The 22213-nt window shown below is 34.3% G+C and carries 25 protein-coding genes; 3 read left to right on the top strand and 22 right to left on the bottom strand.

Annotated features, from left to right (window positions below; genetic code table 11):
• Nucleotides 1-50: 50 nt before the first annotated feature.
• From DMB65_RS16705 to DMB65_RS16610, 20 genes are all read right to left on the bottom strand, one after another.
• The gene (locus DMB65_RS16705; RefSeq protein WP_078226803.1) at nt 51-308 is read right to left on the bottom strand and encodes a phosphopantetheine-binding protein; all 258 of its coding nucleotides are present in this window, start codon (nt 306-308) and stop codon (nt 51-53) included.
• A gap of 2 nt (nt 309-310) precedes the next feature.
• Nucleotides 311-928: a beta-ketoacyl-[acyl-carrier-protein] synthase family protein gene (locus tag DMB65_RS16700; protein ID WP_110307757.1), complete on the bottom strand. Its 618-nt coding sequence runs from the start codon at nt 926-928 to the stop codon at nt 311-313.
• Between the two features lie 17 nt (nt 929-945).
• Nucleotides 946-1614, bottom strand: a complete 669-nt coding sequence (locus DMB65_RS16695; RefSeq protein ID WP_110307756.1) for a hypothetical protein — start codon at nt 1612-1614, stop codon at nt 946-948.
• Nucleotides 1615-2754, bottom strand: coding sequence for a beta-ketoacyl synthase N-terminal-like domain-containing protein (locus tag DMB65_RS16690; protein ID WP_110307755.1), 1140 nt, complete (start codon nt 2752-2754; stop codon nt 1615-1617).
• A gap of 153 nt (nt 2755-2907) precedes the next feature.
• Nucleotides 2908-3357, bottom strand: coding sequence for an acyl-CoA thioesterase (locus DMB65_RS16685; protein ID WP_078226808.1), 450 nt, complete (start codon nt 3355-3357; stop codon nt 2908-2910).
• Nucleotides 3332-4615 (bottom strand): ABC transporter permease, encoded by a 1284-nt coding sequence (locus DMB65_RS16680; RefSeq protein ID WP_165834980.1) that lies wholly within the window; start codon nt 4613-4615, stop codon nt 3332-3334. The genes DMB65_RS16685 and DMB65_RS16680 overlap by 26 nt, the downstream gene beginning before the upstream one ends.
• Nucleotides 4605-5303, bottom strand: a complete 699-nt coding sequence (locus DMB65_RS16675) for an ABC transporter ATP-binding protein (RefSeq protein ID WP_165834979.1) — start codon at nt 5301-5303, stop codon at nt 4605-4607. Before DMB65_RS16675 ends, DMB65_RS16680 begins: the two co-directional genes overlap by 11 nt.
• 61 nt (nt 5304-5364) lie before the next feature.
• Nucleotides 5365-6363: a BtrH N-terminal domain-containing protein gene (locus DMB65_RS16670; RefSeq protein ID WP_110307753.1), complete on the bottom strand. Its 999-nt coding sequence runs from the start codon at nt 6361-6363 to the stop codon at nt 5365-5367.
• A complete protein-coding gene (locus DMB65_RS16665) occupies nt 6363-6767 on the bottom strand; it encodes a hypothetical protein (RefSeq protein ID WP_110307752.1) in 405 nt (134 codons plus the stop codon). The genes DMB65_RS16670 and DMB65_RS16665 overlap by 1 nt, the downstream gene beginning before the upstream one ends.
• Nucleotides 6768-6792: 25 nt before the next feature.
• Nucleotides 6793-7257 carry an ABC transporter permease gene (locus tag DMB65_RS16660; RefSeq protein WP_110307751.1) on the bottom strand — a complete coding sequence of 155 codons (465 nt, stop codon included), beginning with the start codon at nt 7255-7257 and terminating at the stop codon, nt 6793-6795.
• 8 nt (nt 7258-7265) lie between these two features.
• Nucleotides 7266-7697 carry a hypothetical protein gene (locus DMB65_RS16655; RefSeq protein WP_110307750.1) on the bottom strand — a complete coding sequence of 144 codons (432 nt, stop codon included), beginning with the start codon at nt 7695-7697 and terminating at the stop codon, nt 7266-7268.
• A complete protein-coding gene (locus DMB65_RS16650; protein ID WP_078226814.1) occupies nt 7697-8833 on the bottom strand; it encodes a beta-ketoacyl-ACP synthase III in 1137 nt (378 codons plus the stop codon). The genes DMB65_RS16655 and DMB65_RS16650 overlap by 1 nt, the downstream gene beginning before the upstream one ends.
• Nucleotides 8834-8849: 16 nt before the next feature.
• Nucleotides 8850-9752, bottom strand: coding sequence for an NADPH-dependent FMN reductase family protein (locus tag DMB65_RS16645; protein WP_110307749.1), 903 nt, complete (start codon nt 9750-9752; stop codon nt 8850-8852).
• Nucleotides 9753-9794: 42 nt separating this feature from the next.
• Nucleotides 9795-11435, bottom strand: a complete 1641-nt coding sequence (locus DMB65_RS16640; RefSeq protein ID WP_110307748.1) for a phytoene desaturase family protein — start codon at nt 11433-11435, stop codon at nt 9795-9797.
• 66 nt (nt 11436-11501) lie between these two features.
• Nucleotides 11502-12377 carry an LpxL/LpxP family acyltransferase gene (locus tag DMB65_RS16635; protein WP_110307747.1) on the bottom strand — a complete coding sequence of 292 codons (876 nt, stop codon included), beginning with the start codon at nt 12375-12377 and terminating at the stop codon, nt 11502-11504.
• On the bottom strand, nt 12377-12631 hold the full coding sequence (locus DMB65_RS16630) for an acyl carrier protein (RefSeq protein ID WP_078226818.1): 255 nt from the start codon (nt 12629-12631) through the stop codon (nt 12377-12379). Before DMB65_RS16630 ends, DMB65_RS16635 begins: the two co-directional genes overlap by 1 nt.
• Before the next feature lie 2 nt (nt 12632-12633).
• Nucleotides 12634-13857, bottom strand: a complete 1224-nt coding sequence (locus tag DMB65_RS16625; protein ID WP_110307746.1) for a beta-ketoacyl-[acyl-carrier-protein] synthase family protein — start codon at nt 13855-13857, stop codon at nt 12634-12636.
• 19 nt (nt 13858-13876) lie between these two features.
• Nucleotides 13877-14608 carry a 3-oxoacyl-ACP reductase FabG gene (gene fabG, locus DMB65_RS16620; RefSeq protein ID WP_078226820.1) on the bottom strand — a complete coding sequence of 244 codons (732 nt, stop codon included), beginning with the start codon at nt 14606-14608 and terminating at the stop codon, nt 13877-13879.
• Between the two features lie 48 nt (nt 14609-14656).
• Nucleotides 14657-15787 carry a WG repeat-containing protein gene (locus DMB65_RS16615; protein WP_110307745.1) on the bottom strand — a complete coding sequence of 377 codons (1131 nt, stop codon included), beginning with the start codon at nt 15785-15787 and terminating at the stop codon, nt 14657-14659.
• Between the two features lie 32 nt (nt 15788-15819).
• Nucleotides 15820-17340: an HAL/PAL/TAL family ammonia-lyase gene (locus tag DMB65_RS16610; RefSeq protein WP_078226822.1), complete on the bottom strand. Its 1521-nt coding sequence runs from the start codon at nt 17338-17340 to the stop codon at nt 15820-15822.
• A 104-nt stretch (nt 17341-17444) separates the two neighbouring features.
• Here DMB65_RS16610 and DMB65_RS16605 point away from each other — a divergent pair, with 104 nt between their 5' ends.
• Nucleotides 17445-18683, top strand: a complete 1239-nt coding sequence (locus tag DMB65_RS16605) for an NAD(P)/FAD-dependent oxidoreductase (protein WP_110307744.1) — start codon at nt 17445-17447, stop codon at nt 18681-18683.
• Between the two features lie 37 nt (nt 18684-18720).
• On the opposite strand, the gene DMB65_RS16600 is transcribed toward DMB65_RS16605, so the two are convergent.
• On the bottom strand, nt 18721-19326 hold the full coding sequence (locus DMB65_RS16600; RefSeq protein WP_110307743.1) for a hypothetical protein: 606 nt from the start codon (nt 19324-19326) through the stop codon (nt 18721-18723).
• A gap of 442 nt (nt 19327-19768) precedes the next feature.
• Here DMB65_RS16600 and DMB65_RS16595 point away from each other — a divergent pair, with 442 nt between their 5' ends.
• The gene (locus DMB65_RS16595; RefSeq protein WP_110307742.1) at nt 19769-21043 is read left to right on the top strand and encodes a Y-family DNA polymerase; all 1275 of its coding nucleotides are present in this window, start codon (nt 19769-19771) and stop codon (nt 21041-21043) included.
• Complete coding sequence (locus DMB65_RS16590; protein ID WP_110307741.1) at nt 21034-21474, top strand: LexA family protein; 441 nt, start codon at nt 21034-21036, stop codon at nt 21472-21474. Before DMB65_RS16595 ends, DMB65_RS16590 begins: the two co-directional genes overlap by 10 nt.
• Nucleotides 21475-21764: 290 nt before the next feature.
• Here DMB65_RS16590 and DMB65_RS16585 read toward each other — a convergent pair whose 3' ends face one another.
• Nucleotides 21765-22133: a hypothetical protein gene (locus tag DMB65_RS16585; RefSeq protein WP_078226826.1), complete on the bottom strand. Its 369-nt coding sequence runs from the start codon at nt 22131-22133 to the stop codon at nt 21765-21767.
• Between the last annotated feature and the right edge of the window lie 80 nt (nt 22134-22213).

Here is a 22213-nt window from a genome sequence, read left to right as displayed (position 1 = left end):
AGACAGTTTTTGTCTAAACAGCTTAAAAATCTAAGCAAGTTTTAAGGAGTCTATTTTGTTCTGTTTGCGCTAATGTAAGCGGCCATTGTTTCAATTGACTGGAAAATAGACTTTCCTTCTTTCGGGTCAACTAATTTGATTCCGTAATCTTTGTCTAAAATTACGATCAGTTCAAGTGCGTCAATTGAGTCTAAACCTAAACCGTCTCCAAACAAAGGATCGTTATCAGCAATATCTTCAATTGCTATATCTTCAAGATTTAAAGTTGTAATAATTTTATTTTTTAATTCTGCTTTTAATGCTTCCATGATTATTTATTGTATAAAGTATTGATCGTTTCGTTTGTATATTTTGTGTTTTCTTTACCACTTATGGTGCAAAGAAAAGCTTTGTAATTGTCATTAAAAAATTCAACCCATCCGCAAAGCACCGTATCTGCTTTGTTTGAATTTAGAAGAATGTTCGAATAATTCGACATAAATTCAGGATTAAAGGCCTCAAATATAAAGAAAGAATTCTCACTTTTCAGCTGATGGCGGATACTTATTTCGCCCAGACAAATATTTGGGAGCGTATAGACAAAAACTGCCGGACTCGGATAATAGTTTTCTTTGTCCGAAATGGATTCCTGATGTTTAACATCGGTATCCAGACTCGAAGATTTATTGGCCAGTACCAAAGCGATATTGTTTTCTGTTTCAGAACTAGTTATTGGACTCAAAAGCAACTCTGCACCTAAAAAAGCCAATTTGCTCAAAGCATCCATTTTGAAAAACTTTGGATATTGTATGTCAAAATTACGATAAGCTTGTTTAGAGAAATCGCCAAAATCGGTTGGTTCTGTTTTGAATACAGTTTCTCCGTTGAGAACAATTTCGTTGTTTTCGATTTTGATATAGGATTGTATGTAGGTTTTATTTTGAGTCATTTTTTTGAAACAAAGTATTAAGGAATTAATTGTTTTTTTAGAATTCCTGTTACAATTGAGCCATCTGTTAAAGTAGCTCTATAGACATAACGTCCATCACTGAGAATATCGATAATTTCCACATAAATTTTTTTGCCAATAAAGAAGTCCAGTCTTTTATTACTGCCTTTAAAATAGGTTAAAATATAATTGGTCTTATTGGGCCACTCAATTTTGAATGTAGAGGTTTGCTTTTGATTTTTTTCAATCTGAAATTCATCATTGCGTATAATTGTTATTTCAGGAAAAGAACCGTCTGCATATTTATAAGTGCCTTTTCTTAATTCGTAACATTTGGAAATTTTTGAAGAGTCTAGTTTGTTATTTTCATATTTTGGATTAATAAATATAAAATTATAATCATGACAATCATTTCTTTCTTCGCTATCCGGAGAGAAATAAATGTTTTTAAGATCATCTATAACCTCTTTTATTTTCTCTTTATTTTTATAAGTTGTTTTTTCAGGAACAATAGTTACAGAACTTACATTTCCAAAATTATCTACACAATAGTTAACAGACAAAATTTCAACATTTTTTGAATCATCAACAAAATATTGTCTTTGTATTTCATCAGCGTTTTTTTTGCATCCAACAAAAGAGATAATCGAGAAAAAGAGTACTATAAAGTTTAGTGTTTTTGTCATTTACATTATTTTTTCAAAGATTACCGCTGTATTACAACCGCCAAATCCGGAAGCTGTTTTCAAAAAGAAATGAATAGTTGCTTCTTCATTTTTTTCAATCAAATTAATAGTCTCGCTTACGCCAATTTCATCAAAACCTTTTGATTCAAAAAGCATATTTCGATTTGCGGATTCTATCGCAATAACCGTTTCCAATAATCCTGAAGCACCTAATGTGTGTCCGTAAAAACCTTTTAAACTATTTATTGGAACGTTTTGTAAATCTAAACGATTTAAAGCAATAGCTTCCATTTCGTCGTTATAAGGCGTTGCGGTTCCGTGTGCAGAAATATAATCTAATTTGTTGCCTTCAATTTGTGCTTCTTTCAAAGCATTCTGAATACTTCTGAACAAACCTTCTCCCGTTCTTGACGGACCCGAAATATGATTGGCATCGTTTATCGAACTGTCTCCAATGATTTTTATTTTAGTGTTTTTGGCTTCCGCCGAAATTAAAACAGCAGCGACTGCTTCGCCTAAACTAACTCCGGTTCTGTTTTTAGAATACGGTTTGCAAGGCAGTTCGCTCATTGCCTGAAACGCATTAAAACCCGACAAAACAAATTCTGAAACTTCGTCGCCGGCGACTACAAAAATGGTATCATAAAGTTCAGACTGAATCATTCTTTTGGCGACCGAAACAGCTAAAATTCCGGAAACGCAGGCATTGGAAACGACTATTGGCTGCGTTTGAAACTTGAAGAAATTGGCAATATTTTTTGCCAGAACATCTAAATGCGCATTGTTAAAACTGTCACCAGAATTGTCTTTTAAAGCCGTAACATTTCCTTTTGTGGTTGAAAGTATAAGAGCAGTTTTCGAATTTAATTCGACTCCTGAATTTTTGATAATCGGCTCTAAAGCGAGAATCATCATTTTTTCTAAACGGGAATATTTTGTTTCAGAACTGATCTCCGCGAAAGCGTTATTTATATTTTCATCACTGATAATCGAAGCATAAAATGAATTTGGCATCAAAGAAACGTCACTATGAAGCTGAATTCCGGAATCACTGCGCAATATTGCTTCAATGTTGGAGTCAACATCAAATCCTAAAGGCGTGATACAATTGGTTTCGTTGATATATATTTCTCTTGTCATTTTGTTGCTTTCCTGCAAGGTTTTGAAAACTTTGTAGGTATTTATTTTTTAGGCTTTATCTTTTTTAGTTTCTCGCAGATTAAGCAGATTTACATGATGTTTCAAATTTATACCTTCAAGGTTTTCGAAACCTTGAAGTAGCGTGAGAATGGTCTATTTTAGTAATCCTACTTTTCGTTTCCATTCCTCATAAAAAGGAGGATTTGTCAACATTAAATTTCCGTCTTTATCTAAAAAAACCTGAATGGTTTCTCCTGTACAGGCCACTTCTCCTTGGGCATCAATAATTTTAAATCGGTAAATCATTTTGGCAGCGGGTGTATCTACTACCGTTGTTTCAATCGTTACCACATCGCCATAGCGTAAGGACAATTTGTGTTCGCATTTCGATTTTACAATTGGAGTAGTGTAACCCGTATTACCAATATCTAAATAGGTAAGTCCGTGCTGGCGTCCGAAAGCTTCGCGTCCATCTTCGAAATAGGTAATATAATTGCCGTGCCAGACAATCCCAAGCGGATCAGTTTCGTTAAAACGAATTCTGATTTCGTGCGAAACAGTTAAGTCTGTGGCTTCGTTATACTGTTCTTTTCTTTTTGTCATAATATAGGGCAATGGAAGTTGTGATTATAAAGAACAAAAATAACAAACTTATTTTTGGAATGATTTCAAAGAAAGAAACGTTACGCAATAAAACATCATAAAAAGCTTCGAGTCCCCAATTCATAGGAGATGATTTGGCGATAATCTGCATGATTTTCGGCATCGCAAAAACGGGAACCCAAACACCGCCAATGGCAGCCAGGATAATTACACTGGTAGCACCAAATGGGGCCGATTGTTCCTGAGTGCCTGCAATGGTTCCCAATAATATTCCGAATCCAATAGCAGCAAATCCTGAAAATAAAGCGACAACACTCATTAAAAATAAATGTCCTTCAATATTCAGCGAAGGCAGACCAATGTGCGGAAATAAAAATATCGCAACTGCCACCATCATATAAAACTGAATCATACAAATAACTAAATAGGTGACCGTTTTGCCCATAATGACAACCAGATTAGAAACCGGATTGGTCAGTAAACGTACAAATGTTCCTTGTGATTTTTCTTTTACGATATTGATGGAAAGCGGAATCACAATAAAAAATATTGCAAAAAGTGTCCATGCCGGAACATTGTGCTGAACCGAATTGGGCAATATTTCTTTGTTGTTAATTCTCGGAATTATTTCTTTGAACGTAATAAAACTTTTTTGTTCAAATTGGGCATTTTCTTCTCCAAACTGATTTTGAAAGGTCGTATAAATCGATTTGGTTTCGATCTGTGAAATCATTTTGTCAATCGAACTCATCACCGAATTTTTGAAACTCAGCTGAACGGCCGGATCAAAATATAATTTTACTTCTTTTTGCTGAATTACTTTTGAAGGCTGAGGTGCTGTAACAGCATCTGAAAACCCCATTTTGCTCACAATATTTTGTACATTCTGGTCGATTTTTGCCTGCAAATCGGCACTTAGATTTTTGGGTATAACAATTGCCAGCTGAAACTTTCCTTTATAAACATTTTCCCTTGCCATTGCTTCTGTAATGGGTTTGTTGTCAATTTGCGTGACAACGCTGAAAAATTTGTTTTTTTGCAGGTTTTCAAAAACGGTTTTTGAAACGCTGCCTTTATCCTGATCGACTAATAAAATAGGAATTTTATTTTCGGTTGCGGCTTTAAAAGTACTGTCCTGAATAAGGGTTACGGTAATTACCAATACCAAAGGCATGACAAACAATATAATTAAGCCGCCTAAATCCCTTTTCAGTAAAAGAAATTCCTTAACGATTGACATCCAGATTTTATATATCATCTCTCAGGGCTTTACCGGTTAATGAAATAAAAACATCTTCGAGATTTCGTGCATCTTTTACAGATTCAATTAACGCCAGTGGAGTATCTTGGGCGTAAATCTGTCCCTGATCTAAAATCGCAATATCAGAACAGAAATCTTCGGCTTCAGCCAAATGATGTGAGGTATAAATAATCGTTGTGCCGTTTTGGTTTAATATTTTTAAATAATCTATGATAGCATTTTTAGACTGAACGTCAACTCCAACCGTTGGTTCATCCAGAAACAATACCTTCGGATTGTGCAGGATTCCGGCAATCAGATTCACGCGGCGTTTCATTCCGCCAGAGAACGTCTGAACCTGTTTGTCGGCAAATTTCAACAAACCTAAAAGATCTAAAGTTTCGATTACCTTATCTTTTAAATCAGTTCCTTTCAAACCGTACATGCTTCCAAAATAATGCAGATTTTCTCTGGCAGTCAGTGTAGGATATAAAGCATATTCCTGTGGTACAACCCCGATTATTTTTTTAATTTTTGAAGAATGGCTGCTGTAGTTCAGATCATTAATAGTAAAATTACCCGAAGTGGGTTTTATCAAACCGCAGAGCATCGAAATTAAAGTCGTTTTTCCAGCGCCATTTGGTCCTAATAATCCAAAAATCTGACCTTCATTTATGTGCATCGAAACTTCGTTCAAAGAATACATTTCTGCATCTTTGTACTTTTTCGAAAGGGATTCTATTTTTATGATGGGATTCAAAATATAATTAGCTAACTGCTTTTTTTAGTTTTTTGAAAAAGATTTCTTCGCGATTTGCGATGTCCAAAAGCTCATCGGCAATAACGTTGTACGCATCTTCTTTGGCGCTTCTGTTTTTGTAAATACGGGAAGCTTCTACGGCAAAATCTCTCCAGGAATCGCCAATTTTAGTCATTTCTTTCGAAAGATTTTTTAATTCTTCATTACCCAAAACAACCGAAGCTTCTTGTAAAAATGCTGCATAAATAAATCTGAAACCACCGCCTCCGGTACCAATTTCTTCCTGCATGCGAACTATTTGTGCCAAATAATGATTTGCTTTTTTGACACCATGTTTTACAGGCCATTTCCTGATTTGGCGAGAAACAAATTTAATACCGCGAACACCCACAATTGGCATAGGTGCCAGCATATATCGACAGGTATTTTGGATTCCTTTAATAATTGCACTTTTCAAATCAACTTCTTTTGGAATCTGAATTGGATAATACATCTGGCCTCTTGGAGCAAATGCTCCTTTGGCAAAACGCACTTTATCCAGTTCGTCATGTTTTAAAGTAGTCACGGTTTCCATCACCGGATCGCTGATTAGATAATCGGTTTCGGTTTTTCCGTAAACGACTAGATTATGTGCGTTGAAATGAAAGCGGTATTCATCAGGAAAATAGCTCAAATGATACACACCTACTTGTAATCCGGTTGGGATATTGTTTTTAAGATTTTCTTCCAAAGCTTTATTGGCAGAGCTTACCGAAGAAAATTTTTGTCTTTTTATTTTTAGATTTAAACGATTGGCAACTTTATTAAAAATCTGTCCCGGCAAAGTACGGTAACTGATGGCAGGCGCATGATTGACTTTTAAGAAAGGCAGATAGACGAAAATAAGCCCGGAACCAATTCCAAAAACCATGGGTTCGCTAATATGGAGTCCTTTGTTTTTTAACAGGTTTGAAGCTACTCCGTTTTCACAATGAGCAGATTGGTGATGTGTAAAAGTAACTTGCATTAATCTGTTTTTATATTTTTTAATTCGGCTATTGAGATCTCAAAAGCATCGGCATATTTCTGTAAAATTTTATCGTTCAGTTTAGCAAAAACAGCGGGTTTAAAATGTCTTTTTACACGCCATTTCCACATTTCTACATAACCCGCAAGGATAGAAAGATCCATTTTGTTAAGTTCCATATAATAGCAAATAGGACTTACTTCGCCCTTTAGTACTTTCTGTTTTGCTTCTTCGGCACGTTCTTTTATATCATCAATCGCGTTAGAAAGTGCAATAGCTTTTGGTTCCCAGCCTGTGCTCAGGGCTGTGGTGTAATTGCCGTTTTCATCTGTAGCATAAACGAGTTCCCTTAGGTCCTTTTTGCTTAAATTTCCATCGTGCTGCGGGACATTTTCTTTTTCCATGACGGTTTAAATTTTTCAATTTAGCTTATATTGCTGCAGAAATTGTTTTTTGAATAAACAAATTAATTTCGCATTCTAAAAGTATTTTGTCTTTGAGCATGCTTTGACAACTCATTGTGCATAAAGTATAATCGTCGCCAACAAATTTTGAAACCAGGGTAGCTTTGGTAGTTATGGTATCGCCAACTTTTGGTAGCGAATAGATTTTCAGATTTTTTAAGGCGCTGATAAAACCAATAACATTTACATATTGGTTTTCTGTTCCGTCTTCATCAAAAAAGTATTTTTTACCTACAATTGACGAACATGTTTGTGCTGTATTTTCGATTAAACCTGCTTCAGCAAAAATGTTTTTGTCGACAAAAATATTGTCTTCTTTGATTAAGAATATGGTTGATACAAAGTTGGTGTCGATATCTAAAATCAAATCAACCATCAGCATTGGAGCTCGATGAGGCAAGTAATTTTGGATGTCAATTCCGACTTTCATAATCTATATTATTTAGCTAAAACGGTTTTCATTTGTCCGCTTGCAATTTCTTCATTATTTAAAAAAGTCACAATGTTAACAAGAGTGATTCCGGCAAACTCCTGTAAAATCGAAACTGTCGATTGAATCGTATCGTTGATTTGGGGTAACTTTTTAATTTCAATATCTTTAATTGAACCGATATAGCCAGTTGGTGCAATTTCATTTTTCAAAAAAAACTGATAACCGGTATGCAGTGCTACTGACTGTGCCATATGTTCAATTAGACCTGATTCTAAAAAAGTGGTATCTTTTAAAAAGATATTATCTTTTTGAATATTCAAACCAGCAATCAAGGATGTTTCAGAATAAGAAATCATACGATCTACCATTACAAAAGGAAACTTTTGTGGTAATAGATTTTCGACAGCTTCTTTTTCTAAAAGTAAAGTTGTTTCCATTAGCAAACCGTTAAATACGCATACGCAAAAGAGAATCTTCCGCTTTCAGGAACTGATAAAAGAATACGATCTCCTTTTTTTAATTTTCCTGAATACAATAATTCTTCAAGTGCAATATAAATAGAAGCAGAACCAACGTTTCCAACCCTTAAAAGATTCATAAACCATTTTTCATCGGTAAGAACAATTCCTTTTTCATTTAATCCATTTTTCAATCCTTCAACAAAAAAGTTAGAAGAAACATGTGGTAAAAAATAATCAACCTGTTCTGCTGTAATATTATTTTTTTCCATAGCATGGCTCATACTTTCAACCCCCTTTGGTAAAATAAATTCGTCCAGCAATTTTACGTCCTGTTTAACTGCAAATACAGATTCGTTTAACCATTGTTCTGGGGTGAAGTCACTCCATGGTTTTATTTCTCCATTAGCTAATTTATCACCCCCGGCATACATACACGTTTCAAGTTCGTATGCATATGAATAAGATTCCATCCATTCAATTTTTAATGAGACAGCACCTTCGCGTGGTTTATTTTCTAATAGAAAAGCTCCGGCGCCATCAGATAGCATCCAGCGTAAAAAATCTTTTTTGAAAGCAATAATTGGCTGTTCTTCAAGATTTTTTAAATTGATGATTTCGTGATTGTATTTTTGGGCAGCAAGCCATGTCGAAACTTTTTCGGATCCGGTACAGATTGCATTTTTAGAATTTCCTGATTTTACCGAAAGATAGCCAAACTTTAAGGCGTTCATACCAGAGCAGCAAATTCCCGACGAAGAATTCAACTCAACCGATTTATTTTTTAATAAACCATGAACCATAGCGGCATGAGAAGGGGCTAGAACATCTGGTGATGAAGTACCGCAAGAAAGGACTTCCAAATCCTGAGGTGTAAAATTGTCATCAAACAATTGTACAACAGCGTTTCGGGTTAGTTCCGTATTGTTATGTGTACTGTTTCCATTTTTATCAACAGCATAATAACGAGTGGCAATTTTATTATTGCGCAAAATAATACGTCTTGCTTTTGAAGCAGTATCATTTATTAGTCCTAAATAGTTTTCCATTTCATCATTCGAAACGGCTTCATTTGGCAAATACTTTGCAGCTTTTGTAATATATACTTCAAACATAATTTAAATTAGGATTCTAAACTCCTTGATAATATTGGGTTTGTCTTTTTATGGTTTTTAGTTTAAAAGGATAGGTAATGAGGTGCAATATATATACTATTGGCGAGATTACCCATATTGCTAAGAATAAATAAATATAAAATATTTTAAGAAGTCGCTTTCTGTTGTTTTGATTTTTAAAAATGAATTTAGACCATTTTTTAAAAATTTTATTTGCAGTTTTGTCAACTTTAATTAAATATGAACTAATTCTAACAGCGCCCAAAGCTACCAATTTTGGCTGTAAATTAACTAAATTATTTTGGTTAAATTCTGAAAGTATTGCTTCTCCGAATTTTGTTGATTCCTGAATATCTTTTTCAGACACGCCAGGTAATGGAAAGAAGCCTAAATATTTTTTCTTTACACCTGAAAACATCCATTCAACAATAGTAATAACACTAATTAAGTTCCCAACACGATCTACCAAAGCTATATTTCCTACCAATTGGGCATTTGCCTGTTGCAATAACACCTTAATTTTTTCCTGAGCCATAATCCACATGTTGCGGGATCCGTTAATAGTAACTATAGGAGTATTGTTTAAGATTTTTTTGCCTTCATTACTTTTTAAAAATGAATTCATTGGAATGGATGGTGATAAATACCAAACCTGATAGTGCAGCAAAATCAAATCAAATTTTGTGTTTAGAATTTCTTTAGAAACGGGTTTTAATGTTGTGGGAATTTGTAGAAATGTTTCAGGAAAAGCATCAAAAAAGGAAGTTTTGTCCCAAGGAAACGGAAATGGTTTTTCTAATTGTATTTCATGAAAAGTGACTTTTATTTCTTCGGAATCTAAAAATGGCTTTGCAATGTTTTTTGCAATAGATTTTAATTGTCCGGATTGCGAATAATAAATAACGAGAACATTTTTCATTAGGCTGGCTGCTTTGGTAGATGGCAAAAGTAAGTATTTTTTTTAAACGAATTTTCGTATTTTATCAGTTCGTTTAGTATGAATCCAATCTGGCCAGGTTGTTCTGTCTTCGGCATCATAAATACGTATTTTTTGGTTCTCATCTTCAATTAGTAAATCATCTGAGGTACATTTTAAAATGGAGGCTGCTGCCGCAAGTCCTGAATAAGTTGCTCCTGTAACGCCATGTGATAAGGTACATGCGCCACAAAGATGTAAATTTTCTATTTCAGATTTGTTTTTATATGAAAATGGTCCAACCTGATTTAAGGTTTTTTCAGTACCGTAGACATTTCCATTGGTCGAATTAATGTAAAATTCATTTGTTTTTGGAGTTCCTAATTCAGCCTGAATGACATGTTTTTTTGCATCAGGAATAATTTTCTCTACATTGTTCATTAATTTTTCAGTAACTTTTTCTTTAAACGCAATGTACTCCTCATTGTGATAATCTTCAGTGTCTGAAAAATTAGGGATATGTTCGTAATTGACATACGTTACAATTTCGAAATTATGATAGCGCCCGTTAAAACTTGGCGGATCCTTAAGTGTTGTACAACTCATAAACAGTGCGGGGAAAGAATCCCCATCAGCAATAGTGTCGCTCATTAAATCCTCAAAATTTGCATCGTCATTTTCATCTTTCATGACCCACATATTTCCGGAATCAATCCCGTAGCGTGTTACATCTAAGTCCAGCGTTAAAAATAAAATTAGGGAAGTAACTGAATATTTTGTTTTTTGCAGTTTTTTCAGCAGCGAATTGCTTAAGTATTCCTTGCCAATCAACTTAAGATAGGTAATTGACGGATCAGCATTTGAAATAATATTTTTTGCAAAAATCTGATGTCCGTTTTCTAATTGTACACCAATTGCTTTATTATTCTCAATTATTATTTTTTTTACATTTTGCTCGACCCTTACTTCGCCTCCATGTCTTTTTATTCCGTTAGTCATGGCTTTTACAATTCCGCCGCCACCGCCCATTGGGTAAAATCCGCCATCAAAATAATGACTCATTACTGAACAATGTACAGGAAAGCAGGCTCTGTTTGGCGAAAGTCCATGATCGCCACACTGAATATTTAAAACAGCTTTTAGCATTGGATTTTTTATATGCCAGCCGATAACTTTTTTTAAGGGGAAAAGGGCAAATTTTCCAAAGTGTTTGGTTCGAAAAGGAACGGTTATTTTCTGCCACCAGCCTTTTAATTTGGGAATTAGCTGAAGTTCATAACTTACCCTTTCTACTAATGTAAGATATTCATTGATATTTTTTTTTTCTGAAGGGAAATGTGCCGAAAGCGTTTCTTTGAGGTTATCTATTCCTGCGGGAAAATCGAAAGTTTTATCACCTATCAGACAATGTTCAAAAGCATTTTTGTTCATTCTGAAAAAGACCATATCATTGGCAATTCCCAGACCGCGATAAAGTTTGTTTGTTGATTGCCCTTCATCCAGCAGTCCAACATAATGTACTCCCGGACTAAAACGTTGTCCTTTTAGTGTAAAACTATGACTCCACCCTCCAGGTACATAATGTTGTTCGAGAACTAAAACTTTTTGTCCTGCTCTTGCCAGGCAAATTGCAGTTCCTAAACCACCAACACCAGAACCAATAATAACCGAGTCAAATTCTTCCATACATTATTTTAAGTTTACAACTATAAAAAACAATAGCTGTTTGTCATTTTAATTGAGGGTTTTTATTTAATTATTTTTCCAAAAATCGAAATAATTAAACCACTGCAGCGGATATTTTTGCAGTATATTTTCTACACTTTCAACATAAGCTTTTAAGAGTCCTTTTTCATCACGATGTTTTACGGCTGCCTCTCTTGCATATAAATGATAATGTAAATTGGGTTCTTTCATTACATAAACAAAAACTACGGGGACTTTTAATCGTGAAGCTATTAAAAAAGGACCTGCAGGGAAGTTTGCTTGCTGTCCCAAAAGTTTTTCAGAAAGTGATTTTGTTCCTTCAAAATAACGATCGCCTGTAAAACAAACTAATTCATTGTTTGCCAAAGCGGCATTGATCTCAAAAATATGAGATAAATCATCTTTGATAATGATGAATTTTACGGTTGATTTTTGAGTAACACTTTCCAGATATTTTTTAATAGCAGAATGTTCCAAATCGGTAGTGACCAGATTAATCTGAAAATCAAGATCGATTTCTCCAAAAAAGTGTTCGGCAATTTCAAAGTTTCCAACATGGGCACTAATAAGGACTCCACCTTTTTTCTCTGCCAATAAATTTTTCAGAATTTCGATTCCATCAAATTCATAGGTAAATTTATTTCGCATTCCTGCCGAAATGGAAACTTTGTCAATAATGGTTTGACCAAAAGTGTAATAACTTTTGAAAACCATTTTTTTAGATTTGAAATTAGAATAGTGGAGCCTCTCTTTAAAATAATAAAAAATCGCTTTGTTGCTTTTCTTTAAGAATAAAAAATAATAAGAAGCAACAAAATAAAGTAATACATAGGCAGCTTTAATACCTGCTTTTTGTATTAAAAAAACGAATATTCTATAACCTAAAACTGTTCCTTTTGATTTGCCATCCCATTGACTCATTAAGCAACTTTAACTTTTAGTTTAGAGTCGATAAGGTCATAAAAATTCTCGAAAGTGGCAATTCCTACAAAATCGACTTCAACTAGTTTTACACCAAAATTTGCTTCAATAGAAACGACCAAATCTACATAATCCAAGCTGTCAAGCCCAAGTGTGTCTTTTAAATTGGCATCTGGTTGAATGTCATCATTGTCAACCTCAAATTCATCTACCAAAAAACCATTAATTCTCTTTATAATCTCTTCTTTGTTCATCTTCATTTAAACTTTTTAACTACCAACGCAGAGTTGGTTCCTCCAAACCCGAAGGAATTCGACAAAAATATATCAAATTTTTTATTTAACGTAGTTTTAACTAAATTTAATTTTAATGCATCTTCATCAGGGTTTTCTAAATTGATGTTTGGTGCAATAAAATCGTGCTGCATCATTATGATAGAATAAATTACCTCACTGGCTCCTGCCATCCAGCATTCATGACCTGTCATTGATTTTGTAGAACTTATGTATGGATTTTTCTCACCAAAAACTTCAAAAATTGCTTTGGCTTCATTTTCATCACCAACCGGAGTTGAAGTTGCATGAGCATTTATATAATCAATATCACTTGGTTTTAATTGTGCATCATCAAGTGCTCTTTGCATGGCAATTGATGGTCCTTCGACATTTGGAGTAGAAATATGACCTCCGTTTGATGAAAAGCCGTAACCTGCAATTTCTGCAATGATAGTGGCACCACGGGCTATAGCAGATTCATAGCTTTCTAGAATCAAGGTTGCTCCTCCGCCACTCGGAATTAAACCATCACGGCCAGCATCAAAAGGTCTTGATGCTTTTGTAGGTTCGTTTTCTCTTGAAGCAAAAACACCTAAGCCATCAAAACTACTCATTGCATATTTGTTGATTTCCTGTGCACCGCCACAAATAATAATATCCTGAAAACCACTTTTTATTAAAAAATAAGCCAATCCAATAGAATGTGAACCGCTTGCGCAGGCTGCACTTATAGTCAGATTGATCCCTCTAAGTTTAAAAATAGTAGATAAATTCATTGTTACTGTAGAATTCATCGATTTAAAAATAGCTCCTGAACCAATTAATGCAGTGTCTTTTTTCTCCCGAATAACATCGGTAGCATCAATAATAGCTTTTGAGACACTATCATTTCCGTACATTATCCCGACTTCGTGAGTATCAAAAAATGAATCGTCAATATTGGCATTTTTCAGAGCCTCGATAGTTGCCATATAAGCATACTCGGTTTCTTCACCAATGCTCATTCGTTGTCTGCGGGTCAGGGCATTTTTTAAATTAGGTTTTGGAACCATTCCCGTTAAGGCAGACTGAAAACCAAATTCTTTTCGTTCAGCATCAAACTGAATACCTGATTTTCCATTGTATAAAGATTCTTTTACCTCTTCTAATGAGGTACCAATGCAGGAATAAATTCCCATTCCTGTAATTACAACTCTCCTGTTCATCTTCTTTTAAAGTAATTTTTTAAGAATATATTCCTCCGTTTATGTTGATAATTTCACCTGTAATATAACTTGCTTTTTTTGAGATTAAAAAACTCACTAAGTCAGCTACTTCTTCAGCTTCTCCGAAACGATTTACCGGAATTAGTTTTAGTAATTCTTTTTCGTCTAATTGACTCGTCATGTCGGTTCTGATAAACCCCGGAGCAACAGCATTTACAGTGATATTGCGTTTTGCAACTTCCTGTGCCAATGCCTTTGTTGCGGCAACTATAGCACCTTTTGCAGCAGAATAATTGGTTTGGCCAGCGGTTCCTTTTACACCTGAAACGGAGACCATATTTACGATTCGGCCATATTTATTACGCAACATTTTTTGCATAAAAAACTGCGTCACATTAAAAAAACCGTTTACGGTTGTATTGACAACCCCATTCCAGTCTTCAGGAGTCATCCACATAAAAAGACCATCTTTTGTGATTCCGGCGTTGTTGACAATAGCTTCAACAATAGCTTCAGGATTTGATTCCTGCCATTTTGTTAGCGTATTTTGAACCTCCTCAAAATTCGAAACATCAAAACCTAAGATTTCCCCCGTTGCTCCTAATTTCTGAACTTCCTGAAGTGTTTCTTCGGCAGCAGTTTTATTGGAATGGTAGTTAATCAGGATATGATAATCAGATTCAATGGCCAATTTTTTACAAATAGCACTTCCAATTCCTCTTGAACCGCCCGTTACTAATACACATTTCATAGATTAAAAATATTTTTTTTGAATTCCGTTTTTTTGAATAAACCGGAATTAGATTTTTGGTTTATTATTTGTAAAAAGTTCTGCATTTTCAAACCATTGGTTTCCTAAAACGGTACCATCCGGTTTAAGAAAACCCCATTTGCCTTCGTTTTGTACTCTTGCAATGCCATCGATAAAGCCTTTTCCCTGATCTGTAAACAATGCTGCAAAACCTTTGGCAGTAATTCCGTATTGTGTTGGGATTACCAGTTTCCCTTTTTCATCAATAAAACCCCAGTTGTTTTCTTTTACAGGAGCCAATCCGTTTTTACTGAAAACTTCGGCATCTTTGTAAGTTGGCGGAATAATGAATTCTGCTTTCAAATTGATATATCCCCATTTTGACCCTATACATACCGGAGCTAAATTTTTTGAAAAAGCTTTTGCTTTATCATAAATAGGCAGAATTGTCCAATTTCCTTTTAAGTCAATGTAACCAACTTTTCCGCCCTTTCTGGCATACGTTATATCTTGTGACTCAAAATCCCAGATTTTATCTGCACCGTCTACAGGAATAAATTTTCCGGCGGTTACCAATCCAAAAGCCTCTCCTTTTTTTGCCCAGGTTGTGGTTTTGTAATAATTCCCGATTTCGGCATATATGGGTTCAACGACTTCTTTTCCGGCTGTATTGATAATTCCCCATTTGTCATTATTCTTTACTCTTGCAAACCCATTTTCAAACGGTTTGATCAAATCGTATTTTGGTTCTAATATAACCGTCATTTTAGAATTGATTAACCCTACTTTGTTTCCTTGTTTGATAAAAGCTATACCGCCATCAAAATCAAATAATTTTTCAGAAGCCGGTGCTTTTAGTACTTCTCCTTTTGTATTAATGTAAACCCAGTTTTTATCTTTGGATACGATACAGATTCCGCTATTAAAATATTTTACATTGTCAAAAGTAGCTGGGATTGCCCAGTTTCCTTGTGCATCGATAAATCCCCATTTTCCGTTATCTTCTACAGCAGCAAGGCCTTCTGAGAAGTTTTTGGCAACCTTATATTTAGGTTCTATCTGAAATGTTCCTGCTTTAGTAAAATAACCAAATTTGCCATTTTTCTTAACTAAAGCCAATTCCTGACTATTAACAAACTGAATAGATACTAACAATAAAAAAAGCAATGATTTTTTCATGGGTTTAAGATTCAAGATTAATAATATATGGTTTAACTGTTTATAAGGTAATCTTTTACATTTTGAACAAAAGGATACATCACCTGGTCTTCTTTAAATACAGGAATTATGTTTCGAACATCATCGTACCATTTTCTGGTTACTGACGAAATTTTGTCTTTTTGCTGTAAATAATCGATTGCCTGAACAATTGTAATCATTTCGATTGCTAATACTTCAAAAGAGTTTTCGATCACTTTTGATGTAATTACCGCCGAGTTTGTTCCCATACTCACGATATCCTGATTGTCGTTGTTGTTAGGAATACTGTGTACGTACATTGGGTTAGACAACATTTGGCTTTCTGCTGTTGTTGAAGTCGCCACAAACTGAACACCCTGCATTCCGAAATTGAAACCTAATGTTCCTAAATTGACAAAAGGAGGAAGTAATTCGTTGATTTTTGAATTTAATAAATAATTCAACTGGCGTTCTGCCAACATTGTTAATTTGGTAATAACAATTTTCAATTTATCCATTTCAAGCGAAATATAATCGCCGTGGAAATTTCCTCCGTGATAAACGTGTTGATTTTTTACATCTATAATAGGATTGTCGTTGGCTGAGTTAAATTCATCTTCCAATATAGAGGCGACATTGTTTATTGTTTCTAAAACGGGACCTAAAATTTGAGGCACACAACGTAGCGAGTAATATTCCTGAACTTTTTCTTTGAAGATTTCTTCTGTATTTTCACCAGAATATAAGTGGTCTTCTCTTTTACGGATCAATGTACTGTCAGAAAGATTTTGTCTCATTCTTGCTGCTACTTCCTGTTGTCCTTTATGACGTTTGGTTTGGTTTAATTCCTGAGAGAAATGATCATCATAAGCCTGAACCAATTCGTTTATGGCACAAGAACATTTTAAAGACCAGTCTAATAATTTATTAGCGTGATGTACATTTACAACCCCAATTCCGGTCATTACTGAAGTTCCGTTAATCAATGCCAGTCCTTCTCTGATTTCTACCTGAATTGGTTTTAGTCCTTCGATTTCGAAAACTTCCTGAGTTGGTCTTCGGTCTCCTTTATAAAAAACCTCACCTTCGCCAATTAAAACTAATGCTAAATGTGACAATTGTACTAAATCGCCGCTGGCACCTACACCGCCATGTTCGAAGATTAAAGGTGTAATATCTCTATTGATAAGTTCTGCCATTAAATGGATAACAGACGAATGTACACCTGAATTTCCTAACGAAAGAGTGTTTAAACGTGCTAAAATTGCTGCTTTTGCACAGGCAGGACTTAGTGGTTTTCCTGTTCCAGAAGAGTGGCTTCGGATTAAATTATATTGTAATTGAATCTGATCGGACTCCTTAATTCGGTATTGGGCCATTGGTCCGAAACCTGTATTAACACCGTATATTACTTTGTTTCCTGAAAATTCTTTCAGGAAATTGAAGCTTTCATTGACTCTGTTTAAAACAATATCGCTGATAACAACTTTATTATTACCAAAGATAATGGCTTCAAATTCTGCTAAACTTAAATATTCATTAATTGTATTCATTAAACCTGTTTTGATTGTGCTAATTTAATTTTATTTATCAAAATAAATGTAGTTATTTTGATGATGGCAAATGTAAGTTAAATAAATCATAACATTTCGAAAATATGACAAAGGAGTTTGTAGATGTTTTAATCATAGGTGCGGGACCATCAGGATGTGTGTCGGCATCGTACCTATATAAGAATGGAGTTAAAATAAAAGTAGTTGAGAAAACAAAGTTTCCGAGACTTGTGGTTGGTGAAAGCCTTATCCCTAGGGTTATGGATCATTTTTCTGAAGCAGAACTTTTTGAAAGTCTGGATGCAATGAATTTTGAAAAGAAGCTTGGAGCGCGTTTTATTCGGGGCGAAGAAATTTGTGTTTTTGATTTCAGTAAAAAATTTGGTGAAGGCTGGGATTGGACCTGGCAGGTTCCAAGAGCTGATTTTGACAATACAATGGCACAGGAAGTAATCAGAAAAGGAATTGATCTTGAATTTGAATCAGAAGTACTGGAAGTGTCTTTTGAAGGAAAAAATTCGAAAACGATTGTAAAAGATAAGGATGGAAATCTAAAAGAAATTCATGCTAAATTTATTATTGATTCCAGTGGATACGGACGTGTATTACCAAGACTTTTAGATCTTGATACTCCATCAAAATTAGATCCGCATTCTTCTATCTTTGCACATGTAAAAGACATCAACAGACCAGAAGGCGAGGAGGGAACCTTGATTTCTTTTGATATTTTGGAAACTGAGGTTTGGCTATGGGTCATTCCTTTTTCTAACGGTAATACCAGTTTAGGCGTTGTAGGACCAACAGACTTTATCAATTCACTTTCAGAAAACAAAGACAATGCTGAGGCTCTGCGAAATGCAATTCAGCTTTCAGATTACTATATAAAAAGATTTAAAGGAACAGAGTTTTTATTTGAACCCGTAAAACTAGAAAACTATTCAAGAGCCGTAAAGAAAATGTATGGAGATGGTTTTGCGCTGACAGGAAACAGTTCTGAATTTTTAGACCCAGTTTTTTCATCAGGAGTCGCTTTTGCTACAGAATCCGGAATGCTGGCTGCAAAATTATACCTTAAAGAGTCAAAAGGTATTGAAGTCGACTGGGAAGTTGAATTTACAGAATATATGAAACGCGGTATTGGTGTTTTTACTACTTATGTGAAAGAATGGTACACTGGAAACCTGCAAACCTTATTTTTTCATCAGCCTGAAAATCCAGATGTTAAAGAGAAAATTTGTTCTGTTTTGGCAGGATATGTCTGGAATGAAGAAAACCCGTTTGTTAAAAAACATGACAACGTGATAAAAAATATGGCCTATTTGATTGATATGGAAAAGAAATAAAAAGAAAACCCTGGTGCGAACCAGGGTTTTTGTTTTTTTATTTGTAAGCCTTTTTCAAAAGTAATTTAGCAAGTGATTTACCTGTTTTAGCATAACCTTCGCCAAGTCTTGATTCGTTGCTAAAGTTATTTCCCCATTGATCTCCGGGAGCCTCTTCGCTAGTAATCTCTAATAATACATTTGATTTGTTAGCCGTTTCAACAAATTTTAAATTTGTAGTAACTTTCGCAGGCTGTTTCATCATTGCCACATCCCAACCTGGGTATAACCAAACTGTTTTTACGATCAAAGTATAAGGAGTACTTAATCCTTCCTGAAAAGTAACATCTTTCTTTTCTTTACTTAGTACTATATTTACAAGCTCTAAAAACTTTGGAGTCCAGATTAATTCTTTTGCAGATTCCCATTTCTTTTTCCAGATGTTTCCGTTTCCTTTTGTTTTTTCATTTAATTCGGCAGTCCTTTCTTCTACATATTGTGCCTCAGTTTTTTTGTCTTTCATCATAGTAAAATCACTATAATCAAATTCTACGTTGATTTCTTTTTGGTCTTTTAAAAAATCAAAGCTTCCTTTTACGACATCTATGTCCTGGGCAAATGTAATTCCTGTAAAGAGCAATAATGCAAGTACTGTTTTTTTCATAAAAAATGTATTTAAGTTAAAATTCAAATGTAAGTTTTTTATTTAAATTAAAACATTAAATTTTTATTGTGTTTTTTTTTAATTTAGAAGTATTGAAGCTTTCAAAAGCTTACTTTCTAATAATCCAATTCTATCGATTTTGTTGCAGGCTAAATCTTTTGTAATTAATAAATTAAGGTCATAAATTCTGGATTTAAAAATTACGTATTGTCAGTTTTTAGTTTTTCTAATTTTTTTTAAGCCCGGACAGGTGTTTACACTTGCATTCAATAGTATGGTAAAAAACACTCTTCCTGAAAACAATTAAGCAGAAATAGGTTTCATAATTTAAGAATTTTTAATTCTAAAAAGTTTAAATTATTTCAATGATAAGCGTATTGCTTAAAATAAAATTTAACGCTTCTTATCAAAAGCATATTACACTATTGCGTAATTTTGCAAGATGTATGCTTTAGTCGATTGTAATAATTTTTATGCTTCCTGCGAACGTGTTTTCCAGCCGGAATTCAACGGAAAACCGGTTGCGATTTTATCCAACAACGATGGTTGTGTTATTTCGAGAAGCAATGAGGCAAAAGCGGTTGGAGTTCCAATGGGGGCGCCGGCATTCAAGATTAGGGAATTGGTAAAAGAAAAAAATGTCAAATTGTTTTCTTCAAATTATCCGCTGTATGGAGATTTGAGTAATCGTGTGATGAAAATCCTGGAGCAGTTTACTCCCCATGTTGAAATTTACAGTATAGACGAAGCGTTCCTGAATTTTGATGGTGTTGGTGTTTTGGATTATCATAGTTATGGTATTCAAATGAAATCCCGTATTCAAAAATGGGTTGGACTTCCGGTCTGCATTGGTTTTGCCGAAACAAAGGCTTTGTCAAAATTAGCCAATAAAATTGCCAAGGAATTTCAGGACAGAACTAAGGGTGTTTATGTTATTGATACCGATGAAAAAAGAATCAAAGCTTTAAAATGGACCAAAATTGAAGATGTCTGGGGTATCGGCCATCGCACAAAAAAGAAAGTCAAACTTCGCAACATTCATACGGCTCTGGATTTTATTCAGCCACAACACGAAGCCTGGATTAAAAAAGAAATGGGGGTTATTGGTCTTCGCCTTAAATATGAACTCGAAGGAAAATCGGTTTTGGATTTAGAACCTTTGCCGGAACAAAAAAAGAGCATTGCAACTACGAGAAGTTTTCCTAAACAAATTTCTGATTTTGATTTACTGCGCGAGCGTATTGTAACTTTTGCCTCTGTTTGTGCAGAAAAATTACGGATTCAAAATTCTTGCTGTCATACTATAATTGTAATGCTGGTCATTGACAGGCATACTATTGAGAGTCCTAAATATTACTTTAATATGGCGGTAACGCTGCCTTATGCAAGCAATTCGACTTTGACCATTTCAAATGCTGCTGTAGAATTGCTTAAGAAATTACACAAAGGAAATGAGAGCATCAGGTTTAAAAAAGCAGGTGTCGTAGTGACAGAATTGATTGATGAAGATAAAAAACAGTTTCAGTTGTTTGAAGAGGAAGACCCTAAACACCTTGCTTTGATGAAAGTAATGGATCAGTTGAATGGTAAAATGGGCAATAGAAAAGTTAAACTGGCTTCTCAAAATCTTAAATTGACCTGGAACATGAACCAGAATCATCTTTCGCCTAAATATACGACTGATTTCAAAAAATTATTAGAAGTAAAATGTCTCTAAAAAAAGAACAAAAACTAACCTTCTTTAAGGCTGATTTCGAAAGCGAAATCAGGATCCGGTATAATACTGAAGGCGTTTCGGCAGGTTTTCCCTCACCGGCTGCAGATTTTATGGAAACCAGTATTGATCTTAACAAGGAGTTAAGCGAAAATCCGCTGGCTACTTTTTATGTGAGGGTCAAAGGGAATTCTATGATTGATGCGGGTATTAATGACAAAGATGTTTTGGTAGTAGACCGAAGTCTGGAACCTCAAAATAATAAGATTGCGATTTGTTTTATTGATGGCGAATTTACCGTAAAACGCATTCAGGTCGAAAAGGACTGCATGTACCTCATACCTGAAAACCCCAATTACAGTCCCATAAAAGTTACGGAAGAAAATCAGCTCATCATTTGGGGAATGGTGACTTATGTGATTAAAAAAGTGTGAAATAAGATGCACATCTAAAATATCATTATACACTTAATTCCTTTGTAAGGAACAAAGTATACTTGTTTAGGATACTTCTGTTTTTAATTAGGTTGCAAACGCTATATTTTTCTATAAGTTTTAAATAAGCACCAGATACAAACCAGCAAAGGGGTTAATACCGATTATGTATTTCGTTATAAATTAATAAAAATTAGCCTGTTTTTATAATTGTATAGGCATTATATCAGAAAATTTTTTAACTTTTATATGATTGTTTATTGGTATAAGTTTCTGTAAGTTACTAAATATTATTTCTTTTTCTTATCCTCTAATTTCTTTTCAATTAAGGCAATAATTTTATCTGTAGTGGCTTCTTTGTCAAAGTATTTTAAGAAAGCTACATATCCGGGATCTGAATTTTGATAAACTGAATTTGGATCACGCAAAATGTTGTCTTCTGTAATTTCCATATCCCCCATGCCGGTTAAAACCCAGTTTATGTTTAAATTAGGATAAACCTGCATAATTTTTTTCAAAATGTTCATTCCCAATGACCTGGAATTCGTTAAAATTGGGTGTAAAGAAGTGTATAATATATCATTTTCTATGCAGAACTGCCTAAGGTTAACTTCCTTGCTTTCAATGTAGTAGCGTAATCTCTCGCCTTCTGTTTGCATTTTTTTTAAATTTTTGTATTAAAAATGATACAATATATCAATAAATGATATATATTTGAAGTAGTTACATCGTAGTAAAT

It is taken from the genome of Flavobacterium cheongpyeongense (assembly GCF_003202435.1).
GTDB lineage: Bacteria > Bacteroidota > Bacteroidia > Flavobacteriales > Flavobacteriaceae > Flavobacterium > Flavobacterium cheongpyeongense.
This window is presented reverse-complemented; position numbering and strand designations above follow the sequence as displayed.